The organism is Ruegeria sp. BB7 (genome assembly GCF_056539365.1).
In genome coordinates, this window is record NZ_JBQFUV010000022.1 from 1 (window position 1) to 23,232 (window position 23,232).

At 58.1% G+C, this 23,232-nt stretch carries 24 protein-coding genes and 1 tRNA gene; 13 read left to right on the top strand and 12 right to left on the bottom strand.

Going from position 1 to position 23,232, the window contains the following annotated elements:
* The first annotated feature begins 448 nt into the window (after positions 1-448).
* The 4 genes from ACR0D7_RS18435 to ACR0D7_RS18450 all read left to right on the top strand — a co-directional run bounded on the left by ACR0D7_RS18435 (position 449) and on the right by ACR0D7_RS18450 (position 4,369).
* Positions 449-1,201 carry a 5-oxoprolinase subunit B family protein gene (locus tag ACR0D7_RS18435; protein ID WP_480680320.1) on the top strand — a complete coding sequence of 251 codons (753 nt, stop codon included), beginning with the start codon at positions 449-451 and terminating at the stop codon, positions 1,199-1,201.
* Positions 1,198-2,196, top strand: coding sequence for a 5-oxoprolinase subunit C family protein (locus tag ACR0D7_RS18440; protein WP_480680321.1), 999 nt, complete (start codon positions 1,198-1,200; stop codon positions 2,194-2,196). Before ACR0D7_RS18435 ends, ACR0D7_RS18440 begins: the two co-directional genes overlap by 4 nt.
* 12 nt (positions 2,197-2,208) lie before the next feature.
* Positions 2,209-2,970 (top strand): LamB/YcsF family protein, encoded by a 762-nt coding sequence (locus ACR0D7_RS18445; RefSeq protein ID WP_480680322.1) that lies wholly within the window; start codon positions 2,209-2,211, stop codon positions 2,968-2,970.
* Positions 2,971-3,121: 151 nt separating this feature from the next.
* Positions 3,122-4,369 carry a hypothetical protein gene (locus ACR0D7_RS18450; RefSeq protein ID WP_480680323.1) on the top strand — a complete coding sequence of 416 codons (1,248 nt, stop codon included), beginning with the start codon at positions 3,122-3,124 and terminating at the stop codon, positions 4,367-4,369.
* 69 nt (positions 4,370-4,438) lie between these two features.
* On the opposite strand, the gene ACR0D7_RS18455 is transcribed toward ACR0D7_RS18450, so the two are convergent.
* Together ACR0D7_RS18455 and ACR0D7_RS18460 are read right to left on the bottom strand one after the other, a co-directional pair.
* Positions 4,439-5,821 carry a D-alanyl-D-alanine carboxypeptidase family protein gene (locus tag ACR0D7_RS18455; protein WP_480680324.1) on the bottom strand — a complete coding sequence of 461 codons (1,383 nt, stop codon included), beginning with the start codon at positions 5,819-5,821 and terminating at the stop codon, positions 4,439-4,441.
* A gap of 281 nt (positions 5,822-6,102) precedes the next feature.
* Entirely contained in the window at positions 6,103-6,804 is a 702-nt protein-coding gene (locus tag ACR0D7_RS18460) for an HAD family hydrolase (RefSeq protein WP_480680325.1), read from the bottom strand.
* Between the two features lie 93 nt (positions 6,805-6,897).
* Here ACR0D7_RS18460 and clpS point away from each other — a divergent pair, with 93 nt between their 5' ends.
* Genes clpS through hemF form a run of 4 tightly spaced genes read left to right on the top strand, consistent with a single transcriptional unit; the run spans position 6,898 to position 9,959 of the window.
* Positions 6,898-7,239 carry an ATP-dependent Clp protease adapter ClpS gene (gene clpS, locus ACR0D7_RS18465; RefSeq protein ID WP_170388046.1) on the top strand — a complete coding sequence of 114 codons (342 nt, stop codon included), beginning with the start codon at positions 6,898-6,900 and terminating at the stop codon, positions 7,237-7,239.
* Between the two features lie 27 nt (positions 7,240-7,266).
* Positions 7,267-8,232, top strand: coding sequence for a class I SAM-dependent methyltransferase (locus ACR0D7_RS18470; RefSeq protein ID WP_480680326.1), 966 nt, complete (start codon positions 7,267-7,269; stop codon positions 8,230-8,232).
* A 37-nt stretch (positions 8,233-8,269) separates the two neighbouring features.
* Positions 8,270-9,070, top strand: coding sequence for an SDR family NAD(P)-dependent oxidoreductase (locus ACR0D7_RS18475; protein WP_480680327.1), 801 nt, complete (start codon positions 8,270-8,272; stop codon positions 9,068-9,070).
* 4 nt (positions 9,071-9,074) lie between these two features.
* Positions 9,075-9,959 (top strand): oxygen-dependent coproporphyrinogen oxidase, encoded by an 885-nt coding sequence (gene hemF, locus ACR0D7_RS18480; protein ID WP_480680328.1) that lies wholly within the window; start codon positions 9,075-9,077, stop codon positions 9,957-9,959.
* A gap of 6 nt (positions 9,960-9,965) precedes the next feature.
* On the opposite strand, the gene ACR0D7_RS18485 is transcribed toward hemF, so the two are convergent.
* The 4 genes from ACR0D7_RS18485 to modA form a co-directional block, all read right to left on the bottom strand.
* Positions 9,966-10,379 (bottom strand): hypothetical protein, encoded by a 414-nt coding sequence (locus ACR0D7_RS18485; RefSeq protein WP_170388053.1) that lies wholly within the window; start codon positions 10,377-10,379, stop codon positions 9,966-9,968.
* Positions 10,380-10,570: 191 nt separating this feature from the next.
* Entirely contained in the window at positions 10,571-11,668 is a 1,098-nt protein-coding gene (gene modC, locus ACR0D7_RS18490) for a molybdenum ABC transporter ATP-binding protein (RefSeq protein ID WP_480680329.1), read from the bottom strand.
* Positions 11,665-12,357 carry a molybdate ABC transporter permease subunit gene (gene modB / locus ACR0D7_RS18495; RefSeq protein ID WP_480680330.1) on the bottom strand — a complete coding sequence of 231 codons (693 nt, stop codon included), beginning with the start codon at positions 12,355-12,357 and terminating at the stop codon, positions 11,665-11,667. The genes modC and modB overlap by 4 nt, the downstream gene beginning before the upstream one ends.
* 3 nt (positions 12,358-12,360) lie before the next feature.
* Positions 12,361-13,140: a molybdate ABC transporter substrate-binding protein gene (modA, locus tag ACR0D7_RS18500; protein ID WP_480680331.1), complete on the bottom strand. Its 780-nt coding sequence runs from the start codon at positions 13,138-13,140 to the stop codon at positions 12,361-12,363.
* A gap of 219 nt (positions 13,141-13,359) precedes the next feature.
* Here modA and ACR0D7_RS18505 point away from each other — a divergent pair.
* Both ACR0D7_RS18505 and ACR0D7_RS18510 read left to right on the top strand, forming a co-directional pair.
* Positions 13,360-13,435: transfer RNA gene (locus tag ACR0D7_RS18505), tRNA-Val, on the top strand.
* A 145-nt stretch (positions 13,436-13,580) separates the two neighbouring features.
* Positions 13,581-14,579: a LacI family DNA-binding transcriptional regulator gene (locus ACR0D7_RS18510; protein WP_480680332.1), complete on the top strand. Its 999-nt coding sequence runs from the start codon at positions 13,581-13,583 to the stop codon at positions 14,577-14,579.
* Here the strand turns inward: ACR0D7_RS18510 and ACR0D7_RS18515 are convergent, their stop codons facing one another.
* Together ACR0D7_RS18515 and ACR0D7_RS18520 are read right to left on the bottom strand one after the other, a co-directional pair.
* On the bottom strand, positions 14,580-15,713 hold the full coding sequence (locus ACR0D7_RS18515; RefSeq protein ID WP_480680333.1) for a Gfo/Idh/MocA family protein: 1,134 nt from the start codon (positions 15,711-15,713) through the stop codon (positions 14,580-14,582).
* Positions 15,714-15,750: 37 nt separating this feature from the next.
* On the bottom strand, positions 15,751-16,854 hold the full coding sequence (locus ACR0D7_RS18520) for a Gfo/Idh/MocA family protein (RefSeq protein WP_480680334.1): 1,104 nt from the start codon (positions 16,852-16,854) through the stop codon (positions 15,751-15,753).
* A gap of 112 nt (positions 16,855-16,966) precedes the next feature.
* Between ACR0D7_RS18520 and iolC the strand changes: the two genes are divergently transcribed.
* From iolC to ACR0D7_RS18535, 3 genes are read left to right on the top strand one after another with little or no spacing between them, the layout of a single operon-like run.
* On the top strand, positions 16,967-17,947 hold the full coding sequence (gene iolC, locus ACR0D7_RS18525) for a 5-dehydro-2-deoxygluconokinase (protein ID WP_480680335.1): 981 nt from the start codon (positions 16,967-16,969) through the stop codon (positions 17,945-17,947).
* A 9-nt stretch (positions 17,948-17,956) separates the two neighbouring features.
* On the top strand, positions 17,957-18,793 hold the full coding sequence (locus ACR0D7_RS18530; protein WP_480680336.1) for a 5-deoxy-glucuronate isomerase: 837 nt from the start codon (positions 17,957-17,959) through the stop codon (positions 18,791-18,793).
* Entirely contained in the window at positions 18,790-19,629 is an 840-nt protein-coding gene (locus ACR0D7_RS18535; protein ID WP_480680337.1) for a class II fructose-bisphosphate aldolase, read from the top strand. The genes ACR0D7_RS18530 and ACR0D7_RS18535 overlap by 4 nt, the downstream gene beginning before the upstream one ends.
* A 3-nt stretch (positions 19,630-19,632) precedes the next feature.
* Here ACR0D7_RS18535 and ACR0D7_RS18540 read toward each other — a convergent pair whose 3' ends face one another.
* The 4 genes from ACR0D7_RS18540 to ACR0D7_RS18555 are packed head-to-tail and all read right to left on the bottom strand — an operon-like array spanning position 19,633 to position 23,226.
* Entirely contained in the window at positions 19,633-20,412 is a 780-nt protein-coding gene (locus ACR0D7_RS18540) for a TIM barrel protein (RefSeq protein ID WP_480680338.1), read from the bottom strand.
* A 24-nt stretch (positions 20,413-20,436) separates the two neighbouring features.
* Positions 20,437-21,195 carry an SDR family NAD(P)-dependent oxidoreductase gene (locus ACR0D7_RS18545; RefSeq protein ID WP_480680339.1) on the bottom strand — a complete coding sequence of 253 codons (759 nt, stop codon included), beginning with the start codon at positions 21,193-21,195 and terminating at the stop codon, positions 20,437-20,439.
* The gene (iolB, locus tag ACR0D7_RS18550; RefSeq protein WP_480680340.1) at positions 21,192-21,998 is read right to left on the bottom strand and encodes a 5-deoxy-glucuronate isomerase; all 807 of its coding nucleotides are present in this window, start codon (positions 21,996-21,998) and stop codon (positions 21,192-21,194) included. Before iolB ends, ACR0D7_RS18545 begins: the two co-directional genes overlap by 4 nt.
* Positions 21,999-22,044: 46 nt before the next feature.
* Complete coding sequence (locus tag ACR0D7_RS18555) at positions 22,045-23,226, bottom strand: phytanoyl-CoA dioxygenase family protein (RefSeq protein WP_480680341.1); 1,182 nt, start codon at positions 23,224-23,226, stop codon at positions 22,045-22,047.
* Positions 23,227-23,232: the final 6 nt, after the last annotated feature.

The window sequence follows — 23,232 nt, forward strand, 5'->3', positions numbered from 1 at the left end:
TCTCCGGCCCGTCTCCGCCGTCTCCAGCGTCCCAGCAACCGCCTCAGCAGCGCCGGTGAAGGGGGTTCTAAGGATAACCAACAATACCCGCAAGTGGAAAATTGCATCTTGAGCATTTTTTTTGCAAACTTATCGTTTCCCCTTTTATTTCAAAAACTTAAAATACCCTCAGCTCACGAATGCAGCCCCACCCTGCAGAAGAAAAGGGCGGCGCAGGTGACACCTGCATCTGGTCGAGTGCCCACCCACCCTATATATAGTGAGTCCGCGACACCCACCCACAAGGCGCATCCGACTCGGAACAGCTAAATCGATTCAATTCCGGGCCATTTGCCCGACTCAACGCGCGCACCAGCATCGAAATATTCGATGCAAGGCTGTCAGGTCTTGCGCATCATTGAAGGATACAGTCACCTCCTTGCAAAGAAACCGCTAAACACACCGATATATGACACCCACGCACGCTTCCATTTTTCCCTGCATACGAACGGTCGGCCTGGACGGGTTGCTGGTGTCGTTTGCGTACAAGATGGCGGAACCCTCTAACCGAGCGGCCCTGGCATTTCGTAATACGATTGACACCCTAAATTGGGACGGGGTGATCGAAACATCAGCGTCTTTGGCCTCGACCTATATTCGGTTCGATCCCCTGACATTGCCGCATTCGGATATCCAGGAACGGTTGAAGGCGATACTGTATGAACAAGACTGGTACGATGCGCCGCTACCATCCGGGCGACGCTTGTGGAGGGTTCCCACTGTATATGGCGGAGAGCTTGCGCCGCAGTTGGTTGAGGCGGCAGCGGCCGCCGGACTTTCGCCATCCGAGACTATAGAGCGGCTTAGCGCCACCCGCGTGCGCGTGCTAACCATCGGTTTTGCCCCCGGCCAACCCTACCTTGGACCATTGGGACCCGAGTTCAACATTCCACGCCTCAAAGAGCTGAACCCAATGGTGCCGGAAGGGGCGCTGGTCCTGGCGATCTCGCAATTCGTTCTGTTTTCCGGCCCGACCCCAACCGGGTGGCGGCATGTAGGTCAGACCGCCTTTCGCTGTTTCCGCCCCGACGCCGAGCAGAGCTTTGCACTACGCCCCGGCGACGAGATGCAATTCCTTTCAGTTACCCGCGAAGAACTAGAACAGATCCGCAATGACAATGATCCATCGGGCGGCGCGACCTGCAAGGAGATCACCGCGTGAGTTTGCTGGCGCTCAATATCGGACCAGCCTGCACTCTTCAGGATCAGGGGCGCACCGGGTTTCTGGATCAGGGGCTGTCGCGGTCCGGGGCAGCGGACCAACTGGCTTTGCATGAAGGGGCCGCGCTGTTGGGGCAAAGCCCTGACTGTGCCGCTTTGGAAATGGCCGGGATGGGAGGGACGTTTGAAGCTACCCTACCGCTTACTATTGCCCTGACCGGCGCGCCGATGCAGGCAAGCATCGATGGCAATTCGGTCGAGTGGAATGCATCGCACCCTATGGATGTCGGACAGCGGCTGGTGATCGGAGCAGTAAAACAGGGCAACTACGGATACCTGCATGTCGGCGGCGGGATTGATACGCGGCTGTTTCTTGGCTCTCGCTCAGCGCATTTGACGGCAAAGGTCGGGCTTGCCGTTCAAGCAGGCGACCGGCTACCGACCGGCCCTTACTCGGGTAGTGGCGGTATGAGGCTGTACCCGGAAGATCGTTTTGCCGGGGGTACACTGCGCGTGCTGGCAAGCTTTCAGACTCCGCTCTTCGATCAAGACACGCTGGACCGCTTTACCCGGACCACTTTCCAGCGCGGTGCTCGGGCAAACCGGATGGGGATGCAGCTGGAAAGTGAGGGACAGGGGTTCGCCGCCAAGGGGCAACTGAACATTCTGTCCGAAGTCATCACTCCCGGCGACATCCAGATGACGGGCTCCGGTAGTCCCTTTATCCTTTTGCCCGAATGTCAGACGACCGGGGGATACCCCCGCATCGCAACCGTCCTGCCCTGCGACCTGCCCTGTGCGGCGCAGACCCCAGCAGGCGGTCAGGTGCGGTTCAAATTCGTTACTATGGATGAAGCCGTCGCCTTGCACGCGGCCTATCTGGAAGATCTGTCACGGCTACCCTCACGGATTGAGCCCCTGGTCCGCGATCCGCATGACATTCCGGACCTGTTGTCCTACCAATTGATCGGCGGAATGATCTCTGCCACCGAGTAAGGAGTTTTACCGATGCCAAGCGTCGATCTGAATGCCGATATGGGGGAAAGCTTTGGTCCTTGGAAAATGGGTGACGATGACAGCCTGCTGAAGATCATCACCTCGGCCAATATTGCATGCGGCTTTCATGCCGGAGACCCGGACGTGATGGCAAGGACTATGGCGCTGGCGGCAGAGAATGGTGTGGGCATTGGTGCACATCCCGGTTTTCCCGACCTGCAGGGTTTTGGCCGCCGCAATATGAAAATACCCCATGACAGTCTGCGCAATCTGGTGCGCTATCAGTTGGGTGCTGCAATCGGGATGGCCAAAGCAGTCGGCACAGAAGTCCGGCATCTGAAACTGCACGGGGCGTTGGCCAATATGTGCTCGGTCGATATCGACATGGCGCGCGCCTGCTATCAGGGCGCGCTGGACGTAGCCCCAGACATTATCATCATGGTGCTTGCGGTGACCAAACAGGAAGAGGCGGTTCGTGATCTGGGCTGCAAATGGGTTGGCGAGATTTTTGCGGACCGTGCCTATAATGATGACGGTACATTGGTAGACCGCAGCCTGCCCGGAGCAGTAATCCACGACCCAGACCTTGCCGGGCCGCGCATCCTGAACATGGTCGTCGAGGGTGCCATTATCACCGAATCCGGCAAGAGACTGGAGACGTCAATCGACACGATCTGCCTGCATGGGGATGGCCCAACCGCGGTTCAGATCGCGCGATCCGTGCGCGAGAACCTGATCGAGGGCGGTGTCGAGGTGGCCAAATTCATTCGATAGTAATGCTGGCGTAAGACCTGCGCCCCACCTTCTACCTGTTGCTCGACTGGATATCAGCGCCTAGCATGTCTGCAAGTCCATGTTCTGATTATTGGAAATCCAGGCAAGGCCAAGCCCGCAGATTGCCGGGCCTGCGCAAGGAGGTGCTTTAATGTCTTTCGATTTGATGTCTTACCAACCCCGCGGCGACAAGAAGAACTCGGACTTCTTTCAAGAATACCTACCGAAGATTTACGAGCGCCGCAGCAGTTCCGGCCTCACCGATCAGGTCGGCTCGATGCGGGCAATTGTCCAACAGGTCGAAACCACATCGCTGTTCGATACTCTGGTCGAACTTTACGTGATGACCCCCTACCGTCACACGGCAAGCTATTTGGGGCAGACCCACAAATTCTCGATCCTGCATTCGCACCCAGACTATCCCGCGCTGATCGTGATGGCACCGCTGAGCCCAAGTTTTGAGGACTTCATCCCCCGCATCAACAGGATGTACCCGTTGGCCCGGAAGGCCCCACAAACCCGATATGTAGGAGAAATCTACGAGGCCCACGACCTGAACACCCTGACCAAAACGCTTGAGGATCAGAACATCCGATTTGAATATAGTGGCGATACCGAAAACCCCTTCTACACGCTGGATGGGTTCCGGTTTACCACTCCCTCAGACTTCACATGCAACCGGGTCGGCTATTCCAAGCTGGACTTCAACGAACCCGACAGTCTCGGGCTTGGCGACCGCGTACTGCTGAGCGACGCCGAACAAGCACAACTGGATCAGGCCGCCGCCTTTGGCATCGAAAGCAAGATCGCTCCGCTGATGCTGGGCGTCGACCACCTTGCCACCCGTATTCTGGCCGGTGAGCGAGAGGACGCGATCCTCGAGTTTCTGACGATGGTGCCCTATTATTTCTGGGGGGCTTACAACATCTTCGACATGAACTCATCGACCAATGTGAACCGAAACGCGAATGTCGATGATGACAAGAAATCCCCGGCCAAAGTTTTTACCGCGAACAACACGCCGTCTTTTGTGAACTCATTCGAACAATTGCCGATGCCGACCGAGGATTTCGTCCGCAACTTCGGCCGCCGCCTGCATCACATGGCGATCGAGATTCAGGATGGTGACCACGGGGCCGGGGAAAAGAACGTCGATTTCGTGGTCAACACCCTCAAGGACAAGGGCGTGCCGTTCCTGGCCCATGTGGTGGGTGAGTGCAAAGACGATCCGAACCTCAAACAGATATTCTCGAAACACTCAAAGAACACACTTCTGATTACAGAGTATATTGAACGCTGCCATCACTATGACGGGTTCTTCACTAAGGACAACGTGGCTGCCCTGACTGCCGCTGCCGGGCAGGATGAGCAGTACCAGCACGGGCACGTGTTCGACTGATCCAAGCAGAAAAAAGGGCTGCGAGTTTCCTCGCAGCCCAGACCCATCCAGGAGAAAACATGTCGGATCTTATGACGGTCCGATCATGAAACAGGTGACATTCCGGGCTTGCAGCCGACGACAGGCCAGATCGGCCTCTTCGCGGGTCATGCCTTGGAACGTCGCTTCGAAACCGCGCGAGCTTTGGTTAACCTTGCGCAGCGTACCTTCCAGAGTGGTCATCTCCGACAGGGCAGTTTTCAGCAACACCTTCTCAGCCTCATAGCGGGTGGTATAGCGACCAACATTGACGCCCCAAAGATGTCCGCCTGATGTGGAAAGCCGAGTGACTATTTCCTGTTCAGGCTCGGGCAGTTCGGCGGGGTTGGTCGAGGCCAGAACCAAATCTTCCGGGCGCGCGGCGGGCCGCGTGGTGTCGTCGGTCGGTGTTTGGACATCAGCAGCGGCGATGGCCGCGGCGATGCCATTCTGAATACGCGCGCCATTTTTCGCAGCTGTTGCGGCGACCGTACCTGCCACCTGCACCGCAGCACCCGGCCCCGGACGCAGTACCGGACGCAGGCTAGAAGTCGGCGCACCGGTCAGGGCCGCAACTGTTGCGCCCAGACCGGCATTCCCGGCATAGGCCGGACGCGATGGTTTGCGGATTGGAGCGCGCGAAGGGGCGCGGCGGAAACCCATGTCCAACAATTCGGCTACCTTAGCGTTGCGTGAAGCGCCGGATTTGCCGCCAAACACAGTGGCGATGATGCGTTCATCCTTGCGCTTGGCCGAAGCGACAAGATTGAAACCCGCCGCACGGGTATAGCCGGTTTTGATCCCGTCCGCGCCTCTATACGCCGCAAGCAAACGGCGGTTGGTGTTCGGAACCGTCTTGATCCCTGCATCCGTCGATTGGCGCGAGAACAGGTTGTAGTATTGCGGATAATCATACAGCAGATGACGACCCAGCGTGGTCATGTCCCGCGCGGTCGACAGGTGACCTGATTCTGTCAGGCCATGTGCGTTCTTGAAGGTTGTCCGGCTCATGCCCATCGCTTTTGCGGTGCGGGTCATACGGCGGGCGAACGCAGCCTCGGACCCACTAATCGCGATACCAATGGCGGTGGCGGCGTCATTTGCCGACTTCACCGCTGCTGCACGGATCAGGTAGCGGAAGGCAATTGTCTGGCCCGTGCGCAATCCCAGTTTAGAAGGTGGTTCTGCTGCCGCGGCCCGAGTAATACGAACCGGTGTATCCAATTCGATCTCACCATTCCGCACCGCTTCGAAGGCGATATACAGCGTCATCATCTTGGTCAGAGAAGCCGGGTGCAGTCGGGTATCAGCGTTGCGCGAATGCAGCACCTCTCCGGTGCGCGCGTCGATCACCATCGCCGCATAGGGCGCGGCCACCGCTTGCAACGGCGCGAAAGAGAGCAGCCACAAGAATGCTATAAGAAATAAGCCCATTCGGGCCGGAACTGTCCGCCGAACCTGCACGATCTTTGCCTCTGTCTACCTCGGGCCGCCGGGTTTTCCCGGTCAGCAAAATAATTATTTTATTAACATTCAGGCTAGCACAGGGGGCAGGTGAAATAAACAAAAAGCTCAAGAATTCGCGGTTTATTGAACCCGCTGCAGACACACAACATGTGGGCGAACACCGCTGCCGGACCACCAAATCCATGAAAATGGCCAGATTATGCCGGCATCCCTGAGGGAAAGTTCCTAAGTGATACTATTCGGCAACATCAATTGAGCTCTTGAACCAGCTCGGCCAGTTGGCCCAAATCCTGCAACTCGCGGAATCTTGGATTCCCCACCGGTGTTTCAGCCCGTTCAATTTCCCAGACCAACCCGTGCGGCACATACACGCCCCAACACCCGGCCTGAAGTGGCGCAACCACGTCCGAACGCATTGAGTTTCCCACCATCATCGCGCTTGCGGGCCCCTCACCGTATGCTCCAAAAATGTCCCGATACGTTTTCGGTGTTTTCTCGGACACAATTTCGACCCCATTAAACAGTTCACCCAGCCCGGACTGAGCCAGCTTGCGCTCCTGATCAATTAAATCGCCCTTCGTAATCAACACGACTTGATGAGTCGCAGCTACGCTTTGAATCGCCTCGCGCGCATGGGGCAACAGCTCGATCGGGTGGGCCAACATTTCCTGCCCCGCTTCGATCAGCTGACGTATGACCGAGGCCGGAACCCTGTCTTCTGTCACCTCAATCGCAGTCTCGATCATCGACAGGACAAAGCCTTTGATCCCGTAACCATAGTGCCGAATGTTGCGTTTTTCGGCCTCTAGCAAACGCTCCAACAGGTGGTCACGCTCGGCATGATCAGCCAGCAAGTCGGTAAAATGTTCCTGTGTCAGCTGAAAAAATCGTTCGTTATGCCACAAAGTGTCATCCGCATCGAAGCCGATTGTGGTAAGGTTCTGGCCCATGTCGATTGCGTCCTGCTAACTCTTTTCTCTGGCCCGTTCGACGTTATATAAGCGCTCAGATAAACCGAAGTCTGAATCGGACAATGGAACGTAATGCTTGAACACCAATGGATGATGTCTGACAAACCGGATGACGAAAGCGACTCGTCCGTTCTGGTTGAGACGCGCCCCAAGACCAAGCGCCCGCCGCTCTATAAGGTTCTGTTGCTGAATGACGACTACACCCCGATGGAGTTCGTCGTGCACGTTCTTGAACGTTTCTTCGGCATGACCCATGCACAAGCGTTCGAGATCATGCTGACCGTTCACAAAAAAGGCGTGGCTGTGGTTGGTGTCTTCAGTCACGAGATTGCCGAAACCAAAGTAGGCCAGGTCATGGATTTCGCCCGCAGGCACCAGCATCCCCTGCAATGCACCATGGAACGGGAAGAATAAGGCCGGATCGGCCTTTCGGAAACGCTTATGTCCCCTCGAATTGATCTTGCCTTGAAAAGCGGCCTGACGCTAACTCAACCGCTCAAGGTGCTTGGGCCGACTACTGCAACCGACTTGTCGGCCTTGCCGCATGAGACGAAGGTAGTCCAGCCCTTCAAACCCTTTCACGACCATTTCGCCGATCTGGGCTTCTCCGTTTCCCCAGAAGCGCAGGGGTCTTGTCAGGACGCCATTGTAATCCTTCCGCGCGCTAAATCGTTGGCTCGCTCGATGGTACAGCAGGCCTGCACCCTCGCCAGTGGGCTGGTCGTCGTCGATGGCGCCAAGACCGACGGTGTAGACAGTCTGTTAAAGGACATCCGCAAGCGCGTAGGGATTGAGGGACCTATCTCGAAAGCGCACGGCAAGATTTTCTGGTTCCAATCGGATGCGAAGGCCTTCGCAGACTGGGCCGCGCCAGAATATCAAACCGCGGACGGCTACCAGACCGCGCCAGGTGTGTTTTCCGCTGACGGCGTCGATCCTGCGTCTGCCCTGTTGCTGGCTGCGCTGCCCGACAAGCTGGGCGCGCGTGTCGCCGATCTGGGGGCCGGATGGGGCTACCTCTCAGCTGGGCTGCTACAGGCACCTGGTCTGAAATCCCTACATCTGGTCGAGGCCGACCATGCCGCCCTGACCTGCGCCCGCGCAAATGTGGCCGATCCCCGCGCACAGTTTCACTGGGCCGACGCCGTGTCATGGCACGCGCCCGAACCGATCGACACCATAATAATGAACCCGCCCTTTCACACGTCGCGCAGTGCCGAACCTGCACTGGGACAGGGTTTCATCTCATCTGCTGCCAGGAACCTGACCCGCAATGGCAGCCTTTGGATGGTGGCCAACCGTCACCTGCCCTATGAAACCACACTGACCGACGCATTCACGCATGTCGAAGAAGTGACCGGAGACAATCGGTTCAAGGTGTTTCACGCCTCTCGCCCTCGGCGGTGATCCCGGTTAACCTGCGCCGCAATTCAGGAGGAAACGCATGTCCTTTTCCATAGCTGGCAAAACTGCAATCGTGACCGGCGGAGCCAATGGCGTTGGTCTCGCCATCGGGCGCCACTTTGCCGACGCGGGTGCCAATGTGATGTTCGCCGATATGGATGAAAAACGGTTATCCGAAGAGTTGGGCGAGCAGGCCGATGACAGTAACATCCGCTTCTTTGCTGGTGATCTGCGCGAGAAACTGACAATTGCCAACTTGCTCTCAGCCACGATCGACGCCTTCGATCAGGTTGATATCCTGATCAACGGCGCGCGGCAGGTGATCCCCTCGGATCCGCTGGATCCCGAAGACGATTCGGTCCGCACCTTGCTGAACCAGAACCTGATGCCTGCTTTGCGCTTAAGTCAGCTGGTCTCCAAACGGATGATCAAACAGGCCGGCGATGACAAAGAATCCGTTGCCGGATCGATCATCAACCTGTCTTCCATTGCCGCGCGACGCACCCACCCCGACCTGATGGCTTATTCGGTTTCGACTGCCGCATTGGACCAGATGACACGCTCTCTGGCCGTGGCCTTGGCGCCAAACCGCATCCGGGTAAACTCGATCGCGCTGGGGTCAGTCATGAGTGCCTCGCTGCAATCCACCCTGAAAGAGAACCGCAATTTCCGGGACGACATCGAGAAGCACACGCCGCTGGCCCGCATCGCCTCACCGACCGAACTGACCGAGACGGCGCAGTTCCTGGCCTCGGACGCGGCCGGCTTCATCACCGGGCAAATTCTTACCATTGATGGCGGCCGCACCCTGCTGGACCCCGTCGCAGCACCGGCGCACTGACCCCATGTTCGATACCGAGAAATCCGCCGCCGCCTCCTGGTTCCGCCAATTGCGCGACGAGATCGTCGCAGCATTCGAAGCCCTGGAAGACAGTCACGATATTGGACCATTCTCGGATGCCCGCGCTGGTCGTTTCGAGGTCAAGGAAACCACGCGCCAGTCCGAGGACGGCTCGGACGCGGGCGGTGGATTGATGTCGGTGATGCGCGGAGGCCGCGTATTTGAAAAGGTCGGCGTCAATATCTCGACCGTTTACGGCACGCTGGGTGAGCGGGCGCAGCAGGCGATGGCCGCACGCAAGGGTCTTCCGGGCATGGCTGATGATCCGCGGTTCTGGGCCTCGGGAATTTCGCTGGTGGCGCATATGCAGAACCCACATGTTCCGGCGGTGCATATGAACACCCGCATGTTCTGGACACCGCACGCGTGGTGGTTCGGTGGCGGGTCGGACCTGAACCCCTGCATTGAGTATGACGAGGACACCGCCCATTTCCACGCTACGCAAAAGACGCATCTGGACCCGCACGGGCCGGGACATTACCCGCGCCTGAAAGAGTGGGCTGATGAATACTTCCATATCCCGCATCGCAAACGTGCCCGAGGCGTCGGCGGCATCTTCATGGATGACTATTGCACCGGTGACTGGGCGGCGGATTTTGCGCTGACGCAGGATATCGGCCGGGCCTTCCTGCCTGCTTTTCTACCCTTGGTCGAAAAGCGCCGCGTGCAGGGTTTTAGCGAAGACGATAAGAATACTCAGCTTGTGCATCGGGGCCTCTATGCCGAATACAATCTGGTCTACGACCGGGGCACCAAGTTCGGACTGGAAACTGGCCACGATCCGGATGCGGTGCTGATGAGCCTGCCACCGATGGCCAAGTGGGTCTGATTTCGCCTAGAAATCGAAATCCATGATGTTGTCAAAGCAATGGCTCCGCGCCCCGGATGCCGACATATTCTCACCCACGCGACTGACCGTGATCGAATAGCTCTTTGAGGTGTCGCCGCCTTCGGGCGGTGTCAGAGAAAACTGCACGGTCCTTGTCTGCTTTTCATAGGCTTTCGAGACGTAGATCCGTTGAGTGGTCGGCACGCCCAAGGTGCGGATGGCGAAGTCACCGATGCCGCACCAGTAAGCAATTGCCGCCGATGATCCGTGCGTAACGACCTGATAGGTGCCATCCTTCAGCGGCGTTACCGTCGCACGATATGCGGGATTGACACCAAACCCAATCCCGAACCCGGCGGCATGCGTCAGCGCAGGCAATATCGCCAGAGCACCAACGCCTAAAAACTTGAATAGCCGCATGACAAAACATCCCTAATAAAATTGTCCTTGCTCAGGATCATAGAGGGCAAACCCGTTGAGTAAAGTTTGCGACGTTCTGTCCGGGTTTTTCAACTTTACGCTATGAAGTTGAGGAACGACTTGAAAAGGGCATCCTCGAAGGGCCGGTTTGACGTTCCACCCGCAAAACACGCAGAGCTCAACTCACTGATCTAGGGCGCGATCAGCCGCCCGCCAACATCCTGTGGCGCCAAGGCTACTGTCTTGATCACCGCGAAACAGGGTTTGCCTGTCTCTAGCTCCAACGCCTCGACCGAGCGGCGGGTGACGCGCGCCAGAACCGGCCCTGCCGGGGTTTGAACCGAAACAATGGCACCGGGCCCATCGCCCGCACGGATCGTATCGACCGTTCCTTCCAACACGTTCAGGGCCGAAAGCCCCTCGGGACGCTTGCTGGACAGAATGACCTCCTGTGCGGGGATTCGAATGCGAAGCTCTTCCCCCACCTGATGCGCAATTCGCGGCAGGAACAGGCGCGACCCACCGGCATCCAGCTCGGTCAACCCATCGGGATGATGTTCGCGCACCCGCACTTTCAGCACCGCGCCCACAGCTCGCACGCCCGCCGGAGCAACCGACGGGTCTGCCAAAACCTCCGAGGCCGGGCCATGCCGAACAACCTTGCCGTCCTGCAAAGCGACGACCGAGGTAGCCAGCCGCGCGACCTCGGCCGCGGAATGTGTGACATATAGGATTGGAACCGAGATCTCATCCCGCAGTCGCTCGAAATAGGGCAGGATCTCGGCCTTGCGGGCATCGTCTAACGCGGCCAAGGGCTCATCGGCCAAAATCAGTCGTGGGCTGGCCAGCAACGCGCGACCTATCGCGACACGCTGTTTTTCTCCTCCTGAAAGACCAGCTGGGCGGCGATCCAGCAGATGCCCGACGCCCAGCATTTCGATCACTTTTTCCGGGTGTTCTAGTCGCGCCCGTTTGGGGGCAAACCAACGCCCATAGGAAAGGTTCTGACGCACAGTTAGATGCGGGAACAGACGGCCTTCCTGAAAGATATACCCCAAACGCCTGCGGTGCGGCGGCAGCCAGAGGTTTTTCTCGGTATCGAACAACTCCCAATCATTAACGGCGACACGCCCGACTTTGGGCCGCAGCAATCCAGCCACCGCATTGACTACTGTGGTTTTACCCGACCCGGATCGCCCAAACAAAACCGTAACCCCCGGAGGTGCATCAAAGCTGAAATCCAGTTCCAGATCGGGCAGATCATGCTGCAGGCGGACAGAGAGGCTCATAATCCAGACACCCGTGCAGCCGCGCGTCGGCCGACATATTCGGACAACAACAGCGCCCCCATGGCGATAATGATCGAGACCACCACTAACCGCGTCGCCGCACCCTCACCCCCCGGCACCTGCAGGAAAGCATAGACCGCCGAAGGCAGGGTCTGGGTCTGACCGGGGATGTTCGAGACAAAGGTGATCGTGGCACCGAACTCTCCCATCGCCTTGGCAAAGGCGAGGATAGAACCAGCGACCACGCCGGGCAGAATCATCGGCAGGGTGACGGTGGCAAACACAAAGGGCCGCGATGCGCCCAATGTCGCCCCGGCCTGTTCCAGCTTGGGGTCAACGGCCTCGATCGACAGACGAATGGCGCGGACCATAAGGGGAAAGGCCATGATCCCCGCCGCCAACGCCGCACCGGTCCAGCGAAAGGCCACGATGATACCAAACTCGGCCAGAAGCTTGCCCAACGGGCCTTGGATGCCAAAGGTCAGCAGCAGCAGGTATCCTGTTACGACGGGGGGAAGGATTAGAGGCAGATGCACTAACCCGTTCAGCAACTGACGTCCCGGAAATCGCCAACGCGCCAACGCATAGGCCACGAATATTCCTAAGGGCAAGGATACTAGCGTTGCCCAAAAGGACACGCGTAGTGACAGTTTCAGCGCTTCAAGTTCCGCAGGTCCCAACCACTCCATTGGCTAGCTGCCCGGCAGGGCAAAACCCTGTTCCATAAAGACGTTTCGAGCCACATCTGATCGTAGATAATCCAGAAGCGCATGCGCTTCAGGCTGAGCCGTCGCGGTGACCGCCGCCGGGTATATGATTGGCGGGTGCGTATCCGGCGGAAAGGACGCTATGATCCGAACCCGCTCGTCAGCCTGCGCGTCCGATTGGTAAACAATCCCCAGCGGTGCCGCCCCGGCCGCAACCAGTGCAAGAGCTGCACGGACATTGTCGGTTTGCGCAACCTGATCCTCAATCCCACCCCACAGCCCAAGGCTTTGCAATGCGGTCTTGCCGTACACACCCGCCGGAACCGCATCTACCAGTGCCATCGCCAGATATCCGCTGCCCAAAGCGCCGGAAAGGTCAGTGCTAGACTGCATCTTGCCAATCTGAGTCTGCTCCGTTCCGCCGATCAAAACCAACCCATTGCCCAGCAGGTCCACGCGCGATACCACATCGATCATGCCTTGATCCTGCAGCACATCCATCCAATTTACATTTGCCGAAATGAACAGATCCGCAGGCGCGCCCAACTGGATCTGCCGTGCTAGTACAGATGAGGCCGCATAAGACACCGTAACCTCATACCCGGTTTGTTGTTCAAAGGCAGGTGCGATCTCATCCAGCGCGGTTTTCAAACTGGCAGCTGCAAAGACCAAAACCTCTGCTGCGCCGGCCCGGATCGGAGCCAGCGTCAAAACACCCAACACCAAGGCCGCGATTACACATCGGCGGGCTAGGGACAGGATCATGTGCTCTCCCGTCTGGAAGGTTTCAGTCCCTTCGGGAATATCTGAGGCAGCATGGGGCACGCAAGCGCCTTTCCCCTTTGCATGTAATGCAGTCTGCGGAAAACGAACAAAATTCATTGCTCGGCGATCACGCAGAGCAAAATGATCTGACAATGAAGCAAAGAAATTGTATCTGACCCTCTTGCGCCCGCGCGCAGGCTTGGCTACATGCAGCGTCACGGGTGATTAGCTCAGTTGGTAGAGCGCTTCGTTTACACCGAAGATGTCGGGAGTTCGAGTCTCTCATCACCCACCATTTTTCCCTTTATCGCCGGATAGTCACAAACTTGGCATTCATTGCAACGCAGACTTGCAACCGATTGCAAGTCCCGACCAATGGTGCATAGTATCTCCGTTATGAAATTGACTGCCTGCCTTCTCGCAACCTGCGGATTCTCGTCATGAGCGTCACTCTCAAAGACGTCGCCGCGCTGGCTGGCGTGTCACGTTCGGCTGTGTCCCGCACTTTTACCGAAGGCGCATCGGTTTCGGCCAAGACCCGCAGCAAAGTTGAAAAGGCCGCAAAGGAACTGGGATATAGCCCCAATGCGCTGGCATCTTCGCTGACAACCGGGCGGACTAAGCTGATCGGGCTGATCTCAAACAACTTTCACAACCCGATTTTTCTCGAGGTATTCGATCAGTTTACCCGCGCGCTACAGGAACGTGGGCTGCGTCCTCTGATCGTGAACCTGACGGATGAAACCGAACCCGCAAATTCGGTACGGATGTTGCGGCAATACTCGGTGGATGCCGTCATTGTTGCATCCTCGACGCTGCCGCCCAGCTTTGCCAAAGCATTCCACGACGCGGGGGTTCCTGTGGTGCATACCTTCGGACGCTCGGCCACGTCGCCTGAGGTTCACGTTGTGGGAATCGACAACGTGGAATGCGGGCGCATGGCGGCGCGGCAGTTGCTGGAACGCGGGTATAAGCGCATTGGATATTTGGGCGGCCCCCAAGACGCGACCTCGGCCATGGACCGGTACCGAGGCTTCATGGAAGAGGTCGAAAAACACCCTGACACTGAGAAATCGCACTCTTTCGCGGGGGCCTATTCCTTTGAAGCCGGGCGTTCCGAGATGCTGCGGTTGTTAGAGGACAACCCAGCCGAAGGCTATTTCTGCGGTGACGACATCCTGTCCATCGGCGCCCTGTCAGCCCTGCGCGATCACGGACTAAAACCGGGTCAGGATATCGGCATCATCGGCCTGAACGACATGGAAATGTCGCGTTGGGAAAGCATCGATCTGACCACTATACACCAGCCGATCAAACAAATTATTTCTTCATCGGTTGATCTGGTCGTTGAGATGCTCAAGGAGCCTCAGAGATACCCCGAGGCGCGCATCTTCCCCTGTCGCGTGATCGAGCGGGGCACATTGAGGCCCCGCACGTAATCAGCGGAACATTGGCGGGCGGGCGTCTTTCCAGGCGCCATCCTCTTTGCCCGATGCAACGGCCGCGTGTACGGCAGCAATCGACCTGACCCCATCGGCGGCACCGGGCAGTCCATCACGGGTTTCGCCCCGGATCGCATCGGCCAGATCGCAGTAAATATTGGCCACGGCCAACGGAAACCCTTCGGGATGCGCAATGGCGACTCGGGACAGCCGTTGCACTTCGTCATGCAGGCCGCCCTCACCTTTTTCGATGATCTGCGTGCGGCCACCTACGGGCGTGTAGATCAATTGATTGGGCTGCTCAGAGGCCCAGCGCAGCCCGCCGGTTTCTCCGAATACCTGAATGTCGAACCCGTGCTGCCGCCCGATGGCCACCGATGAGGTCCACAGACGACCCACGGTGCCACCTTCCATGCGGAAATTGATCATGGCGTCATCTTCCAACTCACGGCTTGAAATGGTCGAAGCCATGTCAGCGGACAGCGTCTTGACCTCGTCATCACAGATGAAGCTGGCCATATGCAGCGCGTGGATGCCGCAATCTGCAAACTGACCTGAAACACCAGCCATCGCCGGGTCATAACGCCAGCGGACGCGGGGGTTATCCGCATCTGTGGCGTCGCCGTGGTGACCGTGGCTGAAATTGGTAACGACCAAACGCACCTTGCCAATCTCACCTACCCGCACCATCGCGCGAGCCTGACGGACCATGGGATAGGCGGAATAACAGTAATTCACCGCACAGATCTTGCCCGAGGCTTCGGCGATACGAACGATCTCTTCACCCTCTTCCACGCTCATGGTCATCGGCTTTTCACAGAGCACGTTGAATCCTGCCTCAAGGAACGCTTTGGCGATCTCGAAGTGGGTCGAATTGGGGGTGGCTATGGTCACCAGATCAATCCGGTCCTCTCGATCCATTTCCCCTGCAAGCATTTCTCTCCAGTCGCCATAGGCGCGGTCGGCGGCGACACCCAACCGCTGTGCGTATTCCCGGCCCACTTCGGGGCGGTGATCCAGCGCGCCAGCGGCGAATTCGAACATCCCGTCCGCCTGTGCACCCAAACGATGCGCGGGCCCGATCTGGCTGCCTTCGCCACCACCGATCATACCCCATTTCAGCTTTGCCATGGTCTTGGTCTCTCTTCAGAATTTAACGGTTGCGCGATCAGTAATCGCGAATGTTTTGCCACTGCTGTCGCTCGGACGAGGCCAAAGCGGCGGCCAGCACCCTGTTAACTTCGTGCCCGTCGCGGAAAGTGGGCCAGACGGGCTTTCCGGAATGGATCGCCTCAAGGAAATCCTTGGCTTCGATGATAATTTGGTCCTGATAGCCGGTGCCGTGACCCGGCCCTTGGCAGAACGGTTCGTAATCTGGGTGCGCCGGACCGGTCAGAATCTTGGTAAAGCCGCGCTGCGCCTCGGGACCTTCACGGCGATAAAACCAAAGGGCATTCTGGTCTTCCTGATCGAAACGCAGGGCGCCCTTGGTGCCCGATATCTCATACGCGTAGCCCATCTTGCGCCCGGTCGAGATGCGGCTGACATAAATATTGCCCATCGCGCCGTTCGCGAACCGGCACATGATCTGGGCATGGTCGTCATTGGTAACCTTACCGCCGGGGCGGGATTCGTGGACCGTTTCGACCTCGGCCATCACTGAAATAACGGGCCCAATCAAAGCCAAAGCTCCGTTGATCATGTGAGGAGCGAGGTCGCCAATGGTCCCGTTGGCCATGCCCGTGGTGCGCCATGTGGCCGGTGCTTCGGGGTCAGCGTAGAAATCTTCAGTGTGCTCACCACGGAACCACGTAATGTCACCCAATTCGCCGTCGGCAATCAACTTACGCGCATATTGCGTGGCGGGTGTGCGGACATAGTTGAACCCGACCATATTCGTGACGCCTGACGCCTCGGCTGCAGCAACCATTGCCGCACCATCCTCCATTGACGCACCCAAGGGTTTTTCGCACAGCACCGGCTTGCCCAGCGCTAAGGCCGCCTCGGCGATTTGACGATGGGTTTCCTGGGGTGAGGCAATAACCACAGCCTCAACTGCTGGATCATTGACCAGAACCCGCCAATCCTCGGTCGCGCGTTTGAACCCATAGGCGGTCCGATACCGATCTGCGCTTTCGGGGGTCGAGGCGCAGATCATCTCCAACCGCGGGCGCAACGCCGTATTGAACACGGCACCCACTGCAGACATGGCAACTGAATGCGCCTTGCCCATATAGCCGCCACCTACGATTCCAATTCCAATTTCAGGCATCTATCGCGGCTCCGAACATATTATTTGCAACCGGTTGCAAAATCAGTATCGTGTGAATCGATTCAGCGCAAGGTCCAAACTTTGCCGACCCCACTTTATCGGAGGATATGACTTGACCGCTTTGATAGACGGTATCAAGGGAAACCATTTTGCCGTGCTGGGCCGTGCGGGCATGGACCTGTATGCCAATCCCATTGGCGTCAAAAGCGAAGATGCCGATACGTTCCACGCCGATCTGGGCGGGTCATCTGCGAATATTTGCGCCGGACTGGTCAAGCTGGGCAGTCAGGCGTCCCTGATTACTTCGGTTTCGGACGATGCGGTGGGTCGGTTCTGCCTGAATCGCCTACGGCACTACGGCGTGGACACGTCTTATATCCGTGTTCTGGGCGGCGAATACCGCATGTCACTGGCCGTCTACGAAAGCCGGATCGAGAATTTTCAGAACGTCATCTATCGCAACGGTGCGGTCGACTTTCAGGTCACCGAACAAGATATGGACCGGATTGATTACTCGTCCTTCTCAGCCGTGATCTCAGCCGGAACCGTCTTTGCCGCGGAACCTTCACGAAGCGCCACGTTCCGCGCCTTTGACAACGCCCGCGCGGCGGGCCTGCCCATCATCTTCGATATTGACTACCGCCCCTATAGCTGGCCCTCACCCGAAGTGGCCGCCGAAGTCCTGTCCCGCGCCGGAGAGGCCAGTGACCTGATTGTCGGCAATGATGAAGAGTTCGGCTTTATGGCTGGCGGCATCGATAACGGGTTCGCAAAAGCCAAGGAACTGGCCGAAAAATCCGGCCGCATTGTCGTCTATAAGATGGGTGAAAAAGGCGCAGTTACGCTGGTGGACGGTCAGGAAATCCGCACCGGCATTTACCCGGTTACCGCCGTCAAACCCAACGGTGCTGGCGACAGTTTCATGGCGGGTTTGCTGGCCTCAATCGCGGCGGGGCATTCGCTTGAGGACGCCGTCATGCGCGGCTCGGCCTGCGCGTCGATCGTGGTGTCTCAGCCCGGTTGCGCCCCCGCCATGCCCACAACACCCGAACTGAACGCATTCCTGGCCGATCATCCCGGCCCGACCACATAGGAGTTTCCCATGCATATCGCGCCCTATGACAATCAGAACAAACCCATCGTCGATGCGGACGACCCGACGGTTCCGCTGAACTATTTCAACATCGTCAAGCTGCGCCGTGGCGAGGCGTTCGAATATCAGGTGCCGGGTTATGAAACCTGCATCGTGCCTGCCACGGGCAGCGTGGATGTTGACGTCGAAGGCGTTCAATTCGCCAAGCTGGGCAACCGCGGCGAGGATGTCTGGGATGGCGAGCCCGAAGGCGTCTACGTCCCGGTCGGCGCCAAAGTACAGATCGGTTGCATGTCGGACGAGGCTGAAGTTTTCATCGCGGGCGCCAAATTCGACAAAGTGCTCGAACCGTTCGATGTGCGCCAGCATGACCTTGTACAATATGGCAGCGACGACACCAAAACACACCGCAAAATCAAACACATCCTCGGCCAGAAACAGCACGACAAAGTCGGTCGCCTGCTGGTGAGCGAGCTGTTCACCGTTGGTCAGGGCGGCTGGTCCGGCTTTCCCAGCCACAAACACGACACCAACCGTCTGCCGGATGAAACACGGCATGACGAAACCTATAACTTCCGCTTTAAACCCAATTGGGGCTCCGGCCTGCAGATGTTGCAGCGCGAGGATAACGAGCCGGGTGATGCCTATCACATCGTCGACGGCTCAACGATTTGCATCGACAAGGGCTACCACCCCTGCTGCGCGCTGCCAGGGTACGAGATGTACTATTTCACTATCCTCGGAGGTCTGAGCCAGCGGTCTCTGGTGCAATACTTTCAGCCCACCCACGCCTATCAGATTGAAACGATTCCGGGCATCAAAGACATGATCGCGAAATTCAAATGACACTCGTTACGCTTAAGGACGTCCTGCAACCCGCATACGAACAAGGCTATGCCGTGGGCGGGCTTGTGACGCTTGGTTGGGAAGACATGCGCGCCTACGTCGCCGCAGCCGAGGCTGAAAACGCCCCCGTCATTCTGCAAGCCGGACCAAGTTGCCGCGAGCACACGCCGCTGCCTGTTCTAGGAAAGATGTTCCGCCATTTGGCTGAGAATGCATCGGTCCCGGTCGTGGCCCATCTGGATCACGGGTACACGTTAGAAGACTGCAAGATCGCGCTCGACAGCGGGTTCACATCGCTGATGTTCGACGGCTCGCGCAAACCTCTGCAGCAAAATATCGACGAAACAGCCGCGATTGCCGAAATGGCCCATTCCGCCGGGATTTCCTGCGAGGGTGAGATCGGCTTTGTAGGCTATTCCGGCGGCGAAGGTTCAAACGGGACAGACCCGGCTGAGGCCGCAAAATTCGCCCGCGAAAGCGGTGTGGATGCGATGGCCATTTCGGTCGGTAACGTCCACCTGCAGCAGAACAAGGAAGGCGGTCTGGACGAAGACCGCATCCGCCAAATCGATGCCATGACCGAGGTCCCTCTGGTCATCCATGGCGGTTCTGGCGTGCCGGTGGAACAACGCACGCGCCTTGCCCGCGAGACCTCGATCTGCAAGTTCAATATCGGGACCGAATTGCGGATGGCCTTCGGCGCCGCACTGCGCGAGGCGGTGAACCGCGACCCTGATAGGTTCGACCGCGTCACCATCCTGAAAGAGACCCACGATCCGGTCGAAGCTGCGGCACGTACCGTCATTCGCGCTTTCGGAGCGCCATCGCAAAGATAATCGTCAAATCGTAAAGGCATCCCGGAAGGCCGCCAGCGCGGCTTCTGGGTTTCCTGTCGCAAAGGCTTCCAAACCGACCGGTCCTTGGTAGCCCATATCATTCAAAGCCCGCGCAACAGCGGCATAGTTGATTTCGCCAGTTCCGGGTTCACATCGGCCCGGATTGTCCGCGACCTGCACTTCCCCGATCCACGGCAGGCATTTCTCGCACCAGCGGATCAGATCACCCTCTCCGATCTGTGTGTGATACAAGTCCAAATTGATACGCAGCTGTGGGCGATCGACCGCAGAAACCAGCGCCAACACATCTGTTGTCGATCCAAAGGGGCATCCGGGGTGATCCAACAGGTTCAGGTTTTCCAGCGTGAACACCACGCCCTCTTCTTCGGCCAGATCGCAGATACGGTTCAGCGTCTCTCGCGCCTTTAACCACATTACACCAGTTACGGTTTCGTGCTGCCAGATTGGGATACCGCCATCGCCCAGTCCCGTACCGTGCAGGTTCAGGCGATCCACCCCCAAACGCTGTCCAATCTGTACCGTTTCGCGCACAGATTTAAGCAACAGGTCCGCGCCTTCTTCATCCGCCAAACGGCCCTCAAGATAGCCGTTCATGATCGTGAAATTCGCGCCAGTTCTTTCAAGCTTTTCAAGATTCAGGTCAGGCCAGTTCCACAGCCCGACGCCGAAATCCATTTCCGTCAGGCGCGCGGCGCACCAGTCCATCGGCTTGTCCAGCCACAGCATTTCGGCACATGCCGCAAGTTGGAACGGTTGGGACATGCCGTATCTCCAAATTTGGCGCGTTCAGATTGATCCGCCTTCGACCATGAAATTCCCCGCACTGCACATGGCGGCATCGTCCGAGGCCAAAAATACCACCATCCGCGCCACATAGACGGGATCTATCGGATCGGGCAGACATTGACGGTCGACCTGTTTCGCCAATGCCTCGGGCGTGACCCACAGGTCCTTCTGGCGGTCTGTCATGATCCAACCCGGCACCACGGTGTTCACGCGTATACGGTGATCACCCAATTCACGCGCCATAGTGCGGGTCAGGCCGTGAACGGCGGATTTGGCGGTGGCGTAAGCAGGAAAGCCTGCCCCCGCCTCCCACCAGGAATTCGATCCGAGATTGACGATTGACCCACCGCCCCGTTCGATCATCGCTGGCGCGACAGTCTGGATGGCAAAAAACATGTGGCGGATATTCGTTGCCATGCGTTCGTCCCAGTAGTCTGGCGTCACCTCGCGCCAGTCATGGCGGTCGTCCCGCGCGGCGTTGTTGACCAACACATGCGCCGCACCAAGTTCGTCCGACAGTTCTGCCAATGCGATATGCAAAGCCTCGATGTCGCGCAGGTCGCATTGGGCAAAGGCGTGTTCTCCTTCCACCTCCGCCAGCAGCGCGTGTCCGGCATCCGCGTCAATATCCAGAAATCCGACCTTGGCCCCCTGGGCTGCAAAAGCCCTCACCGTTTCTGCGCCAATGCCCCCTGCCCCGCCGGTAATGAAGACGGTCTTGCCGTTCAGGCTGGGATAGATGGCAAAGTCTTTGGTCATCCGTCACGCTCCATGATCCATTCGACCTCGGGGGCCGCAACAAAACGCCATTTCCGCAATGGCCCGGCCATTACGTTCAGATAATACATCTCAAACCCATAAGGTGCCCCGCAAGGGTGATGGCCGCGCGGAACAGTTACAACATCACCGTCGGAAACGGCCATCGCCTCATCCAACTGGCCGTCATCTGTGTAAACCCGCTGGATGCCGAAGCCGTTGGCCGGAGAGATGCGGTGGTAATAGGTTTCCTCAAGATAGGTGATGCGCGGATAATCGTCCTCGTCATGGCGGTGGCTGGGATAGGATGACCAGTGACCGTTAGGCGTAAAGACCTCGGTCACCAGCAGGCTATCGGCATAGTCCTCGGCCTCCATCGCGATGTTGTTAATGTAGCGCGTGTTCACCCCCTTGCCGCGCTCGGTCAGGGCGATACCATCGGGGCCAATCCGCCGTGCCTCGTGGCCGCTTTTACCCGGAGCAGAACAAACGGCAACAACGCAATCGGTTTCCGCGACGGCCTCCCACTCGGATCCATTGGGCAGGTAGAGGCAATGCGGCGGCGTCTTTTCAAAGACGTTCATCCGGTCACCCAGAACCCCCCAGTCCTGCCCGGCACCGGTGATCCGTGCCTTGCCTTCGACCATGACCAGAATGACTTCACGATCACCCGTTGCCTCGGCAGCATTGTCGCCCGCACGCAGGTGATAAAGGCCAAACCCAACATACTGCCACCCGGCGCTGGCTGGGGTGATGTCATGGACTTTGCCTCGCGCGCCGACGGGTTTCTTAAGCAGATCTGCCATATTAGTCTCCTTATTGGGCGGCCCGTTGGACCGCCCGGTTCTTGCTTTAGGCAGCTTGCCTTGTGTGCAGAGCCGCGAGCGCCTCGGCCAACTGCGCCTCGGTCCAACCTTCTGAAACGGCTTGGCGCAATATGTCCGCCTGGCTTGCCGGGGCGTTGCCACCGATTGGTGGATCCGTGTCCAGATTGGTTGGGAAGGGATACCCTTCGGCTGTGGCAGCGACGGCTGCATCCAGTTCGGCCCCTCTCAGATCGCCACGCTGCTTCAGAGCAACCAAATGTGGGAAGACCGCTTGCGACATTTCGCGGCGATCCACAGCCTCCATCGCGCGCCCGAAAGCCGAGGAAACCTGCAACAGGTTTGCCATACGCTGGATGTCGGCGCTGCTGTTTTCGCCAGCGGCATGGAACAAGGCGGGGTTGAAGAACACCGCATCACCCTTTTCAAGCGGCAGTTGGATATAACTGTCTTCGAAATGATCCCGATGCCCTTCATCATGAAACGCCAGATAGCCTGACGGGTAGAGTTGCGAAAACGGCAGCAGTTTGGTCGGGCCACTTTCCACCGGCATATCGCAATGCGCCACCGCGCCCTGCAGCGTCAGCGAGGCGGTCACGAGATGGGCATGCGCCGGGTACTGCGCCGCATTGTCGGCGCTTTGGAAACCCAGATGGTAGTCCCGATGCGCCTGTTGCGCCTTGCCGCCGGGGCGCACCTGATTGACCTGCGCGGTGATCTGATAGTTTGGCCCCAACCAAGCCTCACACGCCGCCGCAATCGCGGTATTGCCGAAATAAAGAGCAAAGCCTTCAGGATCGCGCAAGCACTGCTTTTGCAGCGCGTTCCAAACCCTATCGTTGGCACCAGAGGCGGCAAAGTGGTCGCCCTCACCGGCGTTGCCTTGGCGCTCTTCGTCGATGATCTGGCGGAACACTTCGGTGGCCCGGTCGATGACTGAGGTGTCTGGGTATGCCGCTTTTAAGGCGATCACGCCCGCCGATTTATTCAGAACCCAGCCCCACTCCGCCAGCAGAGCCCGACGTTTGTCTGGCTGTTCCAGCACAGGACGCAACGCCTGCATGTCATAGATCGGTACATTCTTTTCCACCGACACAGCATGCGGCACCGCTTCGGCCGACAGGTTCTGAGAGGTCAACACCTTGAATTCATCCAGATCACAGGATTCCCGGTCGAAATAGCCGACGAAACCTAGTTCCTGATTTACCATGACGTT